The organism is Epilithonimonas zeae (assembly GCF_023278365.1).
GTDB lineage: Bacteria > Bacteroidota > Bacteroidia > Flavobacteriales > Weeksellaceae > Epilithonimonas > Epilithonimonas zeae_A.
Map to the genome: position 1 here is coordinate 3,153,459 of NZ_CP075338.1, position 15,410 is coordinate 3,168,868.

At 36.6% G+C, this 15,410-nt stretch carries 14 protein-coding genes; 10 read left to right on the top strand and 4 right to left on the bottom strand.

The window, feature by feature from the left end; all coding sequences use genetic code 11:
- Window positions 1-18: 18 nt before the first annotated feature.
- The 3 genes from KI430_RS14355 (at window position 19) to KI430_RS14365 (ending at window position 4,217) form a co-directional block, all read left to right on the top strand.
- Entirely contained in the window at window positions 19-2,043 is a 2,025-nt protein-coding gene (locus KI430_RS14355; protein ID WP_248875629.1) for a peptidoglycan D,D-transpeptidase FtsI family protein, read from the top strand.
- Complete coding sequence (gene rodA, locus KI430_RS14360) at window positions 2,043-3,290, top strand: rod shape-determining protein RodA (protein ID WP_248875630.1); 1,248 nt, start codon at window positions 2,043-2,045, stop codon at window positions 3,288-3,290. Before KI430_RS14355 ends, rodA begins: the two co-directional genes overlap by 1 nt.
- Window positions 3,291-3,407: 117 nt before the next feature.
- A complete protein-coding gene (locus KI430_RS14365; RefSeq protein WP_248875631.1) occupies window positions 3,408-4,217 on the top strand; it encodes a M48 family metallopeptidase in 810 nt (269 codons plus the stop codon).
- 143 nt (window positions 4,218-4,360) lie between these two features.
- Here KI430_RS14365 and KI430_RS14370 read toward each other — a convergent pair whose 3' ends face one another.
- Both KI430_RS14370 and KI430_RS14375 read right to left on the bottom strand, forming a co-directional pair.
- Window positions 4,361-5,734 (bottom strand): alpha-amylase family glycosyl hydrolase, encoded by a 1,374-nt coding sequence (locus KI430_RS14370; protein WP_248875632.1) that lies wholly within the window; start codon window positions 5,732-5,734, stop codon window positions 4,361-4,363.
- Between the two features lie 211 nt (window positions 5,735-5,945).
- Window positions 5,946-7,568 carry an ABC-F family ATP-binding cassette domain-containing protein gene (locus KI430_RS14375; RefSeq protein ID WP_248875633.1) on the bottom strand — a complete coding sequence of 541 codons (1,623 nt, stop codon included), beginning with the start codon at window positions 7,566-7,568 and terminating at the stop codon, window positions 5,946-5,948.
- Between the two features lie 80 nt (window positions 7,569-7,648).
- On the opposite strand from KI430_RS14375, the gene smpB reads away from it, so the two are divergent.
- From smpB to KI430_RS14390, 3 genes are all read left to right on the top strand, one after another.
- Window positions 7,649-8,113: an SsrA-binding protein SmpB gene (gene smpB / locus KI430_RS14380; protein ID WP_248875634.1), complete on the top strand. Its 465-nt coding sequence runs from the start codon at window positions 7,649-7,651 to the stop codon at window positions 8,111-8,113.
- Between the two features lie 67 nt (window positions 8,114-8,180).
- Window positions 8,181-9,665, top strand: a complete 1,485-nt coding sequence (locus tag KI430_RS14385) for an OmpA family protein (protein ID WP_248875635.1) — start codon at window positions 8,181-8,183, stop codon at window positions 9,663-9,665.
- A 99-nt stretch (window positions 9,666-9,764) separates the two neighbouring features.
- Window positions 9,765-10,505 carry a YebC/PmpR family DNA-binding transcriptional regulator gene (locus KI430_RS14390; RefSeq protein ID WP_248875636.1) on the top strand — a complete coding sequence of 247 codons (741 nt, stop codon included), beginning with the start codon at window positions 9,765-9,767 and terminating at the stop codon, window positions 10,503-10,505.
- A gap of 75 nt (window positions 10,506-10,580) precedes the next feature.
- Here KI430_RS14390 and rpmA read toward each other — a convergent pair whose 3' ends face one another.
- The gene (gene rpmA, locus KI430_RS14395) at window positions 10,581-10,838 is read right to left on the bottom strand and encodes a 50S ribosomal protein L27 (RefSeq protein ID WP_074235726.1); all 258 of its coding nucleotides are present in this window, start codon (window positions 10,836-10,838) and stop codon (window positions 10,581-10,583) included.
- A gap of 27 nt (window positions 10,839-10,865) precedes the next feature.
- Window positions 10,866-11,261, bottom strand: coding sequence for a 50S ribosomal protein L21 (gene rplU, locus KI430_RS14400; protein WP_074235725.1), 396 nt, complete (start codon window positions 11,259-11,261; stop codon window positions 10,866-10,868).
- Between the two features lie 229 nt (window positions 11,262-11,490).
- Between rplU and KI430_RS14405 the strand changes: the two genes are divergently transcribed.
- From KI430_RS14405 to KI430_RS14420, 4 genes are all read left to right on the top strand, one after another.
- Window positions 11,491-12,993 (top strand): GH3 auxin-responsive promoter family protein, encoded by a 1,503-nt coding sequence (locus tag KI430_RS14405; RefSeq protein ID WP_248875637.1) that lies wholly within the window; start codon window positions 11,491-11,493, stop codon window positions 12,991-12,993.
- The gene (locus KI430_RS14410) at window positions 12,990-13,355 is read left to right on the top strand and encodes a hypothetical protein (protein WP_248875638.1); all 366 of its coding nucleotides are present in this window, start codon (window positions 12,990-12,992) and stop codon (window positions 13,353-13,355) included. Before KI430_RS14405 ends, KI430_RS14410 begins: the two co-directional genes overlap by 4 nt.
- A gap of 235 nt (window positions 13,356-13,590) precedes the next feature.
- A complete protein-coding gene (locus KI430_RS14415) occupies window positions 13,591-14,826 on the top strand; it encodes an MFS transporter (RefSeq protein ID WP_248875639.1) in 1,236 nt (411 codons plus the stop codon).
- 13 nt (window positions 14,827-14,839) lie between these two features.
- Window positions 14,840-15,406, top strand: coding sequence for a YdcF family protein (locus tag KI430_RS14420; protein WP_248875640.1), 567 nt, complete (start codon window positions 14,840-14,842; stop codon window positions 15,404-15,406).
- Window positions 15,407-15,410 lie beyond the last annotated feature (4 nt).

Genomic DNA, 15,410 nt, shown 5'->3' on the forward strand with positions numbered 1-15,410 from the left:
AAAGATTGAAAAATACATATGAAATCACAATACCTCAGAATCATTCTAGCGCTTTCTATTATTGCATTAATTTTTATTGCAAGGCTTTCTTATTTGCAGCTATTCACAGATAGATATGCATTGAATGCAGCTAATACATCCATTAAAATCGAATACGTCATTCCACCGCGAGGTGTTATTTTTGATAGGAATGGGAAAATACTTGTTGGAAATCAGCCTGCATTTGAAATTTCGTACACAGCAGCACTTCTTAAACCTGATTTCGATACGCTTGGCTTTTGTAAATTATTGAATATTTCTAAACCGGATTTCATCAAAACGATGAAAAATATCGAGAAGGAAAAATATTACTCCAAGCTCACACCAATGACTTTTATGAAAAATCTAAGTCGTGAAGATATGGCGAGAATTCAGGAATTGATTTTTAAGTATCCAGCGTTTTCAATTGTTCCGCGTCCGCAAAGACAATATGAAATCAATACTTCAGGAAACCTATTGGGCTATACGAATCAGGTGAATGACAATGATATCAAGAAAGATTCATTGTATTATTTGCCTGGAGATATTGTAGGAAAAAGTGGAATCGAGAAGGCTTACGAAAAAGAACTTCGAGGCGAAAAAGGAATGAAATATATCCAAAAAGATATTCGCCAGAGAAGTATCGGTTCTTATAAAAACGGAGAGCTTGACAAAGAAGTTGTTACTGGAAAAGATTTGACATTAACCATTGACTACGATTTGCAAAGAATGGCGGAGGAAATGTTGGTTAATAAACACGGTGCAGTTGTAGCTCTTGACCCAAATAATGGAGAAATTTTGACAATGGCAACCGGTCCAGACATAGACCCCAATCTTTTTACCGGACCAAATAAATCCAGAAATCTTTACCGATTAGCCAACGATACAATTTTCGAAAACAAACCTACGTTTGACCGTTCTGTTCAGGCGGCTTATCCTCCTGGTTCGACTTTCAAACTACTGACCGCTTTGGCTGCAATGGAAATGGGCGTGATGGACGATAAAACTATTTTCCCTTGTGGAAGAGGATTTTTCTATCGTGGTAAAAGCATCAAAGGTCACGGTGGAGCAGATCCTTTGATTCCGTCGATTCAGGTTTCTAGTAACTGTTATTTCACTTATGCCTATATATCAATCATAAAAAAATACCCAGGAAACCCATCAAAAGGAGTTGATGAATGGAAAAAGATCATCAATAGCTTTGGCGTTGGAGAATTCCTTAATAATGATTTGGCTGTTGGAGCAAAAGGTAGAATTCCTTCCGGAGAGTTTTACGAAAAGAGAATGAAATCCATTTATAAAGCGAGTGGTTCTAAACGGACCGATTATAAAAATTGGGACGAGATGCCAACCGGAGCTATATATAATGGTATGGGACAAGGCGATGTGCTTTTAACACCAATGCAAATGGCCAATTTTGTTGCTGCTATTGCAAACAAGGGTTGGTACTATACCCCTCACGTTGTTAAGTCTATTGATGGAAAACCAAATCCAGATCCAAGATTCAAGAAAAAGCATATGACTTTGGTTCAGAATCCTCATTTCTACAATGTCGTTCTACAAGGAATGGAAGCGGTGATGCTGAGAGGAACGGGAAGAAGTCTGATGTCCAAAGATTTTACGCAATTGGCAAAAACAGGAACGGCACAGGTTCCACAAGGGAAAGATAATTCTATTTTTGTATTGATTGCCCCCGCTGATAAACCAAAAATTGTGGTTGCTGCTGTAATGGAACACGCAGGATTTGGCGCTACTTGGGCTGGTCCGGCTTGTACGACGATTGCTGAAAAATATATCACGGGAGAACTGAAAAGAGAACATCTTTACAAGAAAATGATTACTTCTAGTTTTATGCCGGAATATAAACGGCAGTATATTGCTGATATGAAGCGAAAGGGCTGGTACAAAGAACCTCCTAAAGACTCTATTGAGTTGAAAAAAATTAAAGATAGTCTGAAGGCAATTCAAGATAAAAAATTAAAGAAAGATAGTTCCAAAGTTAAACCTCTAAAATCCAAAGTATAATGAAGTGGGCAGAAGGTATTGACAAATTGGGGATGACATTATATATCCTGCTGTGTGTGTTTGCGATTATCAACATTCATAGTGTGAAAGCGGAGTTGGGAGAAAAACAATTGATCTTCTTCGGAATCTCTTGCTTCGTTGGATTGATTATCTTCTTTATGAGAACTAAGTTCTTTGAGAATATGTCAGCCATCATTTATGTTGGTGGTGTTTTACTTTTAATAGGACTATTTCCTTTCGGAACAGAAATTCTTGGACAGAAAAACTGGTACAAATTCGGAGGCTTTACGATGCAACCTGTTGAATTTGCGAAAATCGGAACTTCTTTGATGTTAGCAAATTATGTTTCCAATCAGGATTTTAATATCAATAATCAACGTTCATTAATTACGTCTTTAGCCATCATTGCAATTCCTGGAGTTGTCGTTTTGATGATACCGGATGTTGGGTCATTATTGGTTTTTGTGGCTTTCGTAATAGCTTTATATAGAGAAGGGCTGTCTGGAAAGTTATTTTTAGTTGGGACACTATTTGCAGGTGTTTTCCTTATTGCCAATTATCTGAATGACCCATTGAAAATCGACCTTTGGTATTTCACTGTTATTATTCTTATTTTAGGTGCAATTTGGGTTGTATTCAATGTTGCAATGCTGCATAAAAATATTTATTCTCTACTTCCGGCAATTGGTATTATCGTTTTATTAGCTGGTTTATCAATCGTTTCACCAATTGTTTTTGAAAAATTGCCTAAACACCAGCAGGAAAGAGTTGAAGTTTTGTACAAAGGGGAAAGGGAATTTCGTGATACATCCGGATATAATTTGCTTTATTCCAAAACTGCAATTGGCTCTGGCGGAATGTTGGGGAAAGGCTATAAACAAGGTTCTGTAACCCAAGGAAAATTCGTTCCCGAACAGGAAACCGATTATATCTTCTGCACCGTTGGAGAAGAATGGGGATTCTTAGGAAGCACAATTCTGATTCTTTGTTATGCCATTTTCATAGGTAGAATTTATTATCTCGCCGAGAATCAGAAATCAACATTTAATCGGGTTTTTGGATACTGTTTCGCTTCTATTTTATTGATTCACTTTGTGATTAATCTTGGGATGGTTATGGGATTGTTTCCAACTGTAGGAATTCCCTTGCCGTTTTTTAGTTATGGAGGAAGTTCGCTTTTGGCATTCTCTATAATGACTTTTATTTTCTTTAAACTCAATTACGCAGACAAAAACAGTCTTGTTTAGATAGGGCTACTTTCTAAGATATTTTATTTCATAAAATAATTCAAATTGTTGATTGGTTTGGTTGAATTTTTGATGTTCATTTTTTTAATAAAAAATAATAATTTCAAAAACAATTTTATGAAAAAAACAATTCTCTCTCTTTTCCTTTTGGGAACAGTAGGTTTTATGAATGCTCAATTTAACCTTGGAAACGTCACAAAAGCTGCAGGAAAAGGTGTTTCCGCTTTAACATTTACCAATGCGGATGCCATCAAACTTTCCAAAGAATCTGTTGATTGGATGGATAAAAATAATCCGGTTGCCGGCGCAAAAGACCCTTACACAGTTCGTCTCAACAAACTGTTTGCAAAACACAAATCCCAAGACGGACTTAATTTGAATTACAAAGTTTACAAAGTAAAGGACATTAACGCTTTTGCCTGTGCAGATGGAAGCGTAAGAGTATTTTCTTCGTTGATGGATATTATGACAGATGATGAACTTCTTGCAGTGATAGGTCACGAGATTGGTCACGTTAAGAACGAGGATACAAAAGATGCTATCAAATCTGCTTATTTAAAGGCGGCTGCTCTCGATGCAGCTTCAGCATCTTCAAAAACGGTTGCTACGCTTAATGACAGCCAATTAGGTCAGATGGCAAATGCAATCATGGATGCATCTCACAGCAAAAAACAGGAATCGGAAGCTGATACTTATTCTTATGACTTTATGAAGTCTAATGGTTACAATGTTGTAGGAGCTTACACCGCTTTCAAAAAATTGGCTTTGTTATCAGAAGGAAGCCAACAATCAGGATTCCAAAAGATGTTTAATTCGCATCCTGATAGTGGAAAGAGAGCCGAAGCAATCAAGAAAAGAGCAGAGAAAGATGGTCTCTGGAAAGATCCCGGAACTGTTACTTTACCAACTGCAAAGTTGACAAAATAAAAAAAGCTGCCTTTCGGCAGCTTTTTAATTTTAGTCATTTAAGATTTTTATTTGGGCAGCTATTTCCGCCCTCCGTTCCCGCTATCCGCCTGCAGCGGATGAGCTCCACTCAGGTCGGGCTGCACAAGATTCTACGCTCCAGATTAATTCTTTACTAAAACCAAATAATCCCAAGGTTTTAGATTAAAAGCAGTTTTTTCAGAATTGATATTGAAAATCTTCCCCGTGAACAATTCTCTATACTGTCCATAATAATATTTGGTATCAACAGAAGTTGTTAAACTTTTATCAGAAAAATTGAAAATCGATAAAACCGCATCATCATTTTTTTCTCTGTAAAAAGACAAAACATCACTCATCTGATTGTTAGTTATCCGAATCATTTCTCCACCCCATTTTCCATTCCAGAGCGCTTGATTCTTATGTTTCAAGTCAAATAATTTCTGATACATTCCGTAGAATTTGTGGTCTTTCCACACAATTTCATCCTTCTCAAAAAACTCGAGGCTTCTGTCCAATCCAGCTTCCTGTCCACTGTAGACCAAAGGCATTCCGTTGGCTGTTCCGCAAAGTGCCATAGCAGTTTCTAATCCTTTCCCGAAATTAGAAAACTGATTGCCTTCCCAAGAATTTTTATCGTGATTATCTGTGAACAACATTCGGTAAGAATCGTAAGGGAAACTTCCCACATCGTGCGCCATATATTCGTATAAAGCATTAGCACCTTTTCCGCCTGTTGTCGCCAATTTCAGTTTATCCCAAAGCGACCAGGAATAAGTCATATCAAATGATTTTCTGTACAAATCACGAGATTCCCATTCGGCGAGCATAAAGACAGGCTTGATTTGGTCCAATTCTTCTCTGGCATTTTCCCAAAAATCAACCGGAATGAAACCGGCAACATCGCATCGGTAACCGTCGATATTGGCTTCTTTTACCCAATATTTCAGCGCACCAGTCATATATTCTCGGAAGTTTGGATTGTTATAATCGAAGTCAATCACGTCATCCCAGTCGTACCAAGGTGTTGGTTGGAAATGACCTTCTCTCGATTTCGTGTACCAATCCGGATGTTCTTTTGTCAGAGGATTGTCCCAGGCGGAATGATTCCCTACCCAATCGATAATCACATACATTCCCATCGAATGAATTTTATCTACCAAGCTTTTCAAATCCTTCAAAGTTCCAAAATCTGGATTCACCCCTTTGAAGTCTTTTACGGAATAGTAACTTCCTAGTTTTCCTTTTCTATGTTCTTCTCCAATAGGATGGATTGGCATCAGCCAAAGAATATCAATACCCATTTTTTTGAGTCTTGGTAAATGTTTTTCAAACGCTTTGAAAGTTCCTTCTTTGGTATATTGCCGAATATTGACTTCGTAAATCGTTGCGTTTTTGCTCCATTCAGGATGTTTGAGCTGAACGTAAGGTTTTGGCTGGTAACGAGAATCTTTGGTCTGTGAATTTCCAAGAAATGGAATCAGCAGAAATAGAAAAAGATATTTTAGAGAATTCATAAGGTTGGTATATTTCTCTAAAATTAAAAAAAGCGTTTCATACCGAAACGCTTTTTGAATATTTATTTTTCTGACGAAAATTTGTTTTGTTGACAAATGTTCAATTTTGCGAAGCGCGTCCCGGCCTGAGCGGAGCTTTTTTTGTCTTGTCTCTTGAGACGAGACAAAAAAGCGGGAGCGGAGGACGGATAAAGACGCCCCAATTAATTCTTTAAGAATATAACTGCTCTTGCAATTCTTTGATTTTTTTATCTCCAAGATATTCGTCGTAAGTCATATCTCTGTCGATGATTCCTTTTGGAGTCAACTCGATGATTCTGTTACAAACCGTTCCCAACAATTCGTGGTCATGAGAAGATAACAAGATGTTTCCTTTGAAGTTGTTCAAAGAGTTGTTCAAGGTTGTGATACTTTCCAAATCTAAGTGGTTGGTTGGCTCATCCAGTAGAAGAACATTCGCTTTCTGAAGCATCATTCTACTGAACATACAACGCATTTTCTCTCCTCCGGAAAGGACTTTACAAGACTTAAGCGCTTCGTCTCCGGAGAATAACATTCTTCCCAAGAAACCTCTGATAAACTCTTCGTGTCTTTCCTCATCGTTCTTCGTGAATTGTCTTAACCAATCTACCAAGTTCAAATCATCTTGGAAGAAGTTTGTATTGTCCAAAGGCATATGAGATTGGTTTGTTGTAACGCCCCAAGCAATATTTCCTTTGTCAGCTTCGATATTTCCAGCTAAGATTTCGAAAAACTCTGTAATTGCTAATGAGTTTCTGGAAAGAACAGCTACTTTGTCACCTTTTTTAAGATTAAGGTCAATGTTTGAGAATAACAATTCGCCGTCTTTGGTTTTTTCAAGACCTTTAACATCTAGAATCTGATCTCCAACTTCTCTTTCAACATCAAAGATAATTGCCGGATATCTTCTTGATGAAGGTTTGATGTCATCAATATTCAACTTGTCGATCATCTTTTTACGAGCGGTTGCTTGTTTAGCTTTTGCTACGTTTGAACTAAATCTCGCGATGAAATCCTGTAATTCTTTTTTCTTGTCTTCTGCTTTTTTGTTAGCCTGAGCTCTTTGTCTTGTTGCCAACTGAGAAGCTTGGTACCAGAAAGAGTAGTTACCGGTGTATAAGTTTAATTTTGCATAATCCAAATCTCCGATGTGCGTACAAACCGTATCCAAGAAGTGACGGTCGTGAGAAACCACAATTACCGTATTCTCATAATCTGCCAAGAAATCTTCTAACCACGCGATTGTTGCAATATCCAAGTCGTTGGTAGGCTCATCCAGAATCAACACATCGGGATTACCGAATAAAGCCTGAGCAAGTAGAACTCTTACTTTGTCTTTGTTCTCCAATTCGCTCATTAACTGATAATGCATATCTTCCGTGATTCCAACGTTTGAAAGCAAAGTTTGTGCATCGGCTTCAGAATTCCATCCACCCATTTCGTCATAGATTACGCCTAATTCTCCAGCTTTGATTCCATCTTCGTCAGAGAAATCTTCTTTAGCATAAAGCGCATCCATCTCTTCCTTGATTTCGAAAAGTCTTTTGTTACCTCTAAGAATTGTTTCAAGAACTGTGAAATTGTCATAGGCAAAGTGATCCTGCTCTAGGACAGACATTCTTTTTCCGTTTTCAAGAGAAACGTGACCTGAAGTTGGATCTTGCTTTCCGCTTAAGATCTTAAGAAAAGTTGATTTTCCGGCACCATTGGCACCGATAATACCATAACAATTTCCTTTTGTAAATTTTATATTAACTTCGTCGAAGAGTACTCTTTTCCCGAACTGTAAAGATATATTAGATACTGTTAACATATAGTTTTGTAAATTTGTGCAAAAATACGAAAATAAGTTGGGATACTGAAGTGTCCTAAATTTTATATAAATTAGACTTAATGAAAGTTAAATTAGAAAAGTCGGTTAACATTTTTAACAAACGTGCCCGTTTTGAATATGAGATTCTGGACGAGTATGAGGCTGGTATTGTCTTGACCGGAACTGAAATAAAATCCTTGCGTTCTTCTAAGGCATCTATCACCGAAAGCTTCTGTCAGTTCATAAATGATGAACTGTATGTCATTAATATGATGATAGATGAGTACAAATTAGGAACTTTTTACAACCACAAAACAAAAAGGGAACGGAAATTGTTACTGCATCATTACGAATTGCAAAAACTTAAAAAAAAGTTAAAGGATGTTGGTAATACTATAATACCTTTGAAGTTGTATATCAATAATCATGGGAAAGCAAAATTGCTCATTTCGTTAGCCAGAGGTAAAAAACTCTTCGATAAGAGAGAGGCTATAAAGGATAGAGAAAATAAAGTAAACATCCAGCGTCTATTAAAGAAAAGTTAAAAAAACTTTGTTTATAAAGAAAAATTATATTTATTTTGCATTATCAATTATTTAATCATTTAATTCTATGAAAAATCTAAAATTAGGAATTTCAGCATTAGCACTTACTGTTGCTTCTACTGTTTTCGCACAAACTACTACCAATAAGTGGGTTATTGGTGTAGGTGCTCATGGAGTGAATCACGTTGCTCAAAGAGGTAATTTCAGCAATACGTTCTCATTCAACAATTTTAAAGACAATTTATTTGGAGTTTCCAAGTATTCAATTACACCACCACTTTCAAAATTGACAGTTGCAAGAAGCCTTAGTAAAGGTATTGTGTTAGACTGGCAAACTACTGTTGGTAATGTTGATAACAAAAGATTTGCTATGGATAAGGAATTTTTCCTAATGACAGGTCTTGGGGTTCAATTTAAAGCTGCAGGTTTGTTGTGGGATGAGGAGTCTTGGTTTGATCCGTACTTGAGAGTTGGTGCTAACTATTTGAGACATGATTATACTGCTTTAACTTTCCCTAAAACTGATACAAAAGGAGAATACTATCCTGCTTATAATGAAGATGGTGATTTGACTGGAAAAGCAAACCACTTCACTGTTAGTACAGGTGCAGGTATCAATTTCTGGGTAACTAAAAACTTCGGTTTAGGTGTTCAAGGAGATTATGTAACTACTCCTGTAGATAAGTCTAATGTTGCTAACTTCTGGCAAGCTTCTGCTTCATTGTTGTTCAGATTTGGTAACACAGATAGAGATAAAGATGGTATCCCTGATAAAGATGATGCTTGTCCAGACACTCCAGGTTTACCAGAATTCCAAGGATGTCCGGATACAGATGGTGACGGAGTTCCAGATAAAGACGATCAATGTCCAGATGTAGCAGGTCCAAAAGAAAACAACGGTTGTCCTTGGCCAGATACTGACGGAGACGGAGTATTAGACAAAGATGATGCTTGTGTTGACGTTCCTGGTCCAGCTGAAAACAAAGGTTGTCCTTGGCCAGATACTGACGGAGACGGAGTATTAGACAAAGATGATGCTTGTCCTACAGTTCCTGGATTAAAAGAATACCAAGGTTGTCCTAAACCTGCTGAAGCTTATGCTACTGAAGCAACAGGTGCTCTTACAAACATTTTATTTGATTTCAACAAAGCAACGTTAAGACCAGAATCTGCTGGTAAAATTAACCAAGCTGCTGAAATTCTTAAAGGTGCTAAAGATGCTACTTTCTTAGTAACGGGTCACACTGATGCTAAAGGAGCTGAGGCTTATAACTTGAAATTATCTAGACAAAGAGCTGCTTCTGTAGTTGCTGCTTTAGAAGCTCAAGGTGTATCTGCAAGCCAATTGAAATCAGTTGGAGTTGGAGAAAGAGATGCTAAAGTTTCTGAAAAAGCTTCTGATGCTGAAAGACAAGCTGATAGAAAAGTAGTTGTTGAAGCTGTAAATGGTGCAGCTTGGGATGCTCTTCAAAAATCAGATCTTCCAGTTGTAGAGAAAAAAGTAGTTAAAAAAGCTCCTGCTAAAAAGAAAGCTACTAAAAAAAGAAAATAATTAAACATTATTTCTAAATATAAATACCTCCAATTTTATTGGAGGTATTTTTTTTGTTTTCAGATTTCAGTACTTTTGTAGTATAAAATAAAAACTGTAATGGGAAGAGCGTTCGAATATAGAAAAGCTTCAAAAATGGCCAGATGGGATAAGATGGCCAAAACATTTTCAAAGATTGGAAAGGACATTGCTTTGGCTGTGAAAGCTGGTGGTCCTGATCCAGATTCCAATCCTGCTCTTAAAAGATGCATCCAGAATGCTAAAGGCGCTAATATGCCAAAAGACAATGTCGAAAGAGCAATTAAAAAGGCAAGTGGCGCAGATGCAGAAAACTATGAGGAAGTCACTTATGAAGGATACGGACAAGGAGGTGTTGCTTTCTTTGTAGAATGTACAACAAACAATCCTACGAGAACTGTGGCTAACGTAAGAGCTATTTTTAACAAGTTTGACGGAAGTCTCGGTAAAAATGGTGAATTAGCATTCATTTTTGATAGAAAAGGAATTTTTACTATTGATTTGGCTCAAGTTAAAATGGATTGGGATGACTTCGAAATGGAAATGATTGATGGTGGGGCAGAGGATGTAGAAAAAGACGAGGAAGAAGTAATGATTACTACGGCATTTGAAGATTTTGGATCATTGTCGCATAAATTAGATGAACTCGGAATCGAAGCTAAAAGTGCCGAATTACAAAGAATTCCGAATAATACAAAAGGAATGACAGAAGATCAATTCAAAGCTAATATGAAGATGCTGGAGCGGTTTGAAGAAGATGATGACGTTCAGAATGTTTTCCATAACATGGAGTTTACAGACGAACAATTAGAATCACTTTAGAATAAGTCTCGCTACAAATAAAATAAAAAATCCCAACAAAAGTCGGGATTTTTTATTTTATAAAACGCTTGTGATTTATGCGTTTGGCTCAACAGATACAAAAGATCTATTGTTTGCTTTCTTTCTGAAAACTACAGTACCGTCAACAAGAGCGTGTAAAGTGTGATCTTTACCCATTCCTACGTTTTCACCTGGGTGGTGTTGAGTACCTCTTTGTCTGATGATGATGTTCCCTGCAACTGCAGTTTGTCCTCCGAAAATCTTAACACCTAGTCTTTTAGAATGAGATTCTCTACCGTTCTTGGAACTACCAACTCCTTTCTTATGTGCCATTTTATTTTAAGCTTTTTGGGTTAAAAATTATTCAGCAGTTTCGCTGGTTTCTGTTACTTCAGCTTTAGCGGCTTTCTTAGGAGCTGCTTTTTTAGCCTCTTTTTTCGCACCGTCAAAACCAGTGATAGAAACAATCTGGATTTGAGTTAATTGTTGTCTGTGACCATTTTTCTTAGCATAACCTTTTCTTCTTTTCTTTTTGAAAACGATTACTTTGTCAGCTTGAACGTGGTCAAGAATTTCTACTTCTACGGCGATACCGTTTACAGCCGGGGCACCTACAGTTACTGCACCGTTTACAGTAAGAAGAACTTTGTCAAAAGAAACTTTCGCACCTTTATCTCCTTTCAAACGGTTCACAAACAACTTTTGGTTTTGCTCAACTTTGTATTGAAGCCCTGCTATTTCTACAATTGCAAACATTGTTTATAAATTTTTATAATTATTCGAGGTGCAAAAGTAATCATTTTATTTAAAAAACACAAAACTATTTGTAAATATTTAGTCCTGTGTTTATTAATATTTATTTGACTCCGTAGAATATATTTTCAATAATAACAAAAAACCTTTGCGGACTTTGCGTTTAAAAAATACACATATACACAACTATTACACTGGAAAACTCTAAATTTGACAATTGAAAATTTCATCAATGCTAAATTTCATCAAGAAAAATATTGCCCTTATTTGGGCAAAAAAACATATAGAAAAATCCAAAAATTTTAAAATCAATGCGATCAAAGATCAGCAGGATTTGCTTTTAGATTTGGTCAAAACAGCGGAGAAAACATTATTCGGAAGAGAACATCAGTTTGAAACTATACAATCTATTGAAGATTTCCAGAAGAATGTTCCTGTTGCAGATTATGAAGATTTGAAACCTTACATCGAAAAAGTAAAAAAAGGTCAATCTAAAATCCTTTGGCCTGATTTACCTGAATATTTTGCCAAAACATCCGGAACAACTTCAGGCTCCAAATACATTCCGATTTCTAAAGAAGCGATGCCTTTTCAGGTTGCTGCTGCTCAAAGTGCTATTTTCCATTACATCGGGAAAAAGAATAATGCAGATTTTGTTGGAGGGAAAATGATTTTTCTTCAAGGTTCTCCGGAACTGGAAGAAGTCAATGGTATAAAAACCGGAAGATTATCAGGAATTGTCGCCCATCATATTCCGAATTATCTTCAGAAGAACAGACTGCCAAGCTGGGAAACCAATTGCATTGAAGATTGGGAAACAAAAGTCGATAAAATTGTAGAAGAAACCGAGAATGAAAATATGACTTTGATTTCCGGAATACCACCTTGGTTGATTATGTACTTTGAAAAACTAATTGACAGACACAACAAAAAAATCACTGAAATTTTTCCGAATCTTCAACTGATTATTACAGGTGGAGTAAACTATGAACCTTATCGAGACAAGATGAACGAATTGTTGGGAAAACCGGTTGACATCGTTCAGACTTTTCCGGCTTCGGAAGGTTTTTTTGCGTTTCAGGATGATTATACAAAAGAAGGATTATTGCTTTTGACCAATCACGGAATTTTCTACGAATTTATTCCACTCGAACAATACGGAAAGCCAAATGCAGAACGATTAACATTGAAAGACGTTGAACGGAATAAAGATTACGCTTTGATTTTGACGACTAATTCAGGTCTATGGGCTTATTCGATTGGAGATGTTGTACGGTTTATTGATAAAAATCCGTACAGGATTTTGGTAAGTGGAAGAACGAAACATTTTACATCTGCTTTTGGAGAACACGTGATTGCGTTTGAAGTGGAAGAAGCTTTGAAAGCAACGGTTGAGAAATTTCCGGCTCAGATTACAGAATTCCATCTCGCGCCGCAAGTGAATCCAGTGGAAGGATTACCTTATCACGAATGGTTCATCGAGTTTGAAAAGGAACCACAAAATTTTGACGCTTTCAAATCTGAATTGGATTTACAACTCAGACAAAGAAATACCTATTATGATGATTTGATTTCCGGAAATATTCTGCAGCCTTTGATTATTACAAAATTGAAGAAGAATGCTTTTCAGGATTATGCCAAATCTGAAGGAAAATTAGGCGGACAAAATAAAATTCCGCGCCTGGCAAATGATAGGAAAATTGCAGTATATTTGGCGAAACTAAATTTACAATGAAAACTTTTTCTTTTCTTATTTCTTTGCTTCTGCTTTTACAATCTTGCACTACAGCTATCTACAGAAATAACATCAATAAGAATGATTTTTCTGCAGTCGAAACAGGAAAAAGATATACATTCTATGAGAACAATAAACCTAAATATAAGGTTCGGGTTTCTGCTGTAGAAGATGACAAAATTGTCGGCGTTGCTAATAACCAGGAAGTGACTATTGCAAAAAATGATATCAGAGTCATCAAAAAGAATAATTCCAAAGGAACAACTGCTATTGTTGTTGGCTCCGTTGTGGGTGTAGCTGGTTTTGTTGCGCTAATCGCCGCATTAGTTAACAATTCTACATCTGATTATTATTACTACTAAAATTTTATAATCTGAGAATGTTCAATCTGATTTGGTTGAAAATATTCTGATTTTTGACAAACGGTTCTGACTAGCCCCGATAGAAGCGGTTACCCCGCAGTGGAGTGGGAGAGTTGGAGGATTTGGGTTTGGCAAAGCGCTGGGACGAGGAGTATGAGCGGATAGCGGGAAATAGCTCCTGAAAATTTATGGTTTTATGTGGAAGTAATTGGCGTACAACGACTACTTTTGCATAATGATTTCTTTTACACCACTTCGAGTTTTAAAAAATATAGAATTTCGTCATCTTCTTACAGGAAGATTTTTCCTTATCATCGCTTTCAGGATGCTCGCAACCTTGCTAGGTTGGTGGGTTTATCAACTTACAAAAGATCCTTTTTCCATTGGATTAATTGGTCTTTCTGAAGTAATTCCGGCAGTTTCTTGCGCTCTTTACGCTGGTCATATTATCGATATGAACGAGAAGAAAAAACTGTTGTTGATTTGTAATTATGCTTATGTGATTTTGATAAGTCTGCTTCTCATTCCTGCTTTTTTCGGACACAGAATGCATTTTACGGGACACCAGATTACTTATTTTATTTATGCTGTGATTTTTTTTACAGGCATTTCGCGTTCGTTTTTAGGGCCGCTTGTTCCATCTATGATTCCGAGGATTGTGAAGCAGGAAAATCTGCCCTATGCTGTGACGTTGAATCAAGCGACTTTTCTGATTGCATCCGTTTCGGGGCACGCTTTAGGTGGATTTTTGATTGCTTTGATTAGCATCAAATGGACTTTGGTTGTGATTGTATCCAGTATGGCCATTGCTTCTTTGTTTTTCTGGACAGTCAATAAACAACAGTCTGAGAATAAAAAGAAGGATGTAAAAGTTTTTGAAAGTATGAAAGAAGGTTTGGCTTATATTTTTAAAACGAAGGAAATTCTTGGTGCTCAAATGCTGGATATGTTTGCTGTTCTTTTTGGTGGTGCAGTGGCGATGATTCCGGTTTTTGCAAGTGATATACTGAAGGTTGGGTCGGAAGGTTTTGGATTGCTGAATGCGGCGTCTGATATCGGTTCAATGTTGATTATAATTACATTATCGCTAGTTCCATTGAAGAAAAATCAAGGGAAGATTTTGCTTTGTGTTGCAACAGGTTTTGGATTATGTATTATTGGATTTGGATTGTCAAAACTATATTGGCTATCATTTGGATTCTTAGTTTTAAGTGGAATGTTGGACGGAATAAGTGTAGTGATTAGAGGAACAATTGTCCAGTTGAAAACCCCGGAAGAAATCCGTGGACGTGTTCTGAGTGTAAATTCGATTTTCATTATGTCGAGTAATGAATTGGGTCAGTTTGAAAGCGGATTGACGGCAAAACTGATGGGTGTTGTACGTTCTGTAGTTTTTGGCGGAACAATGACGGTTTTGACAGCTTTATTTATTGGAGCGACTTCTAAGAAGTTGAGGAAAATGGAGTATTAATCCCAAATTCTTGATGCAAAGATTTTATAAAATAATTAAATCGATTTTGTTAGTGATTGTCGTTTGGTTTTTAATCCATTCGATTTATATGACAATTGACGGACTTAATGATAAACATCAAAATGCAGATGTCGCCGTTGTTCTGGGAAATAAAATTAATGGAGATGGAACTTTGTCCGAAAGATTGAAAGCCCGTCTTGATAAGAGTATAGAATTATACAATCAACAACGTGTTAAGACAATAATTGTTAGTGGCGGATTAGGTAAAGAAGGTTTTTGGGAAGCAAACAAAATGCAGGAATATTTGATTGGAAATAAAATCCCCAAAGAGAAAATATTAGTCGATAATTACGGAAATGATACAGAGAAAACTGTTGAGAATACGTTAAGAATGATGGATAGTTTGAAGTTCAAAAGTGCAATTTCTGTTTCTCAGTATTTTCATCAAACCAGAACGAAGAAACTGTTTAGAAATAAAGGTTTTAAGAATATTGAAAGTGCGAGTCCAGATTATTTCGAAATGAGAGATTTTTATTCAATATTGCGTGAGTTTGTAGCTTATTATAAAGAAGCGATTTAACTAA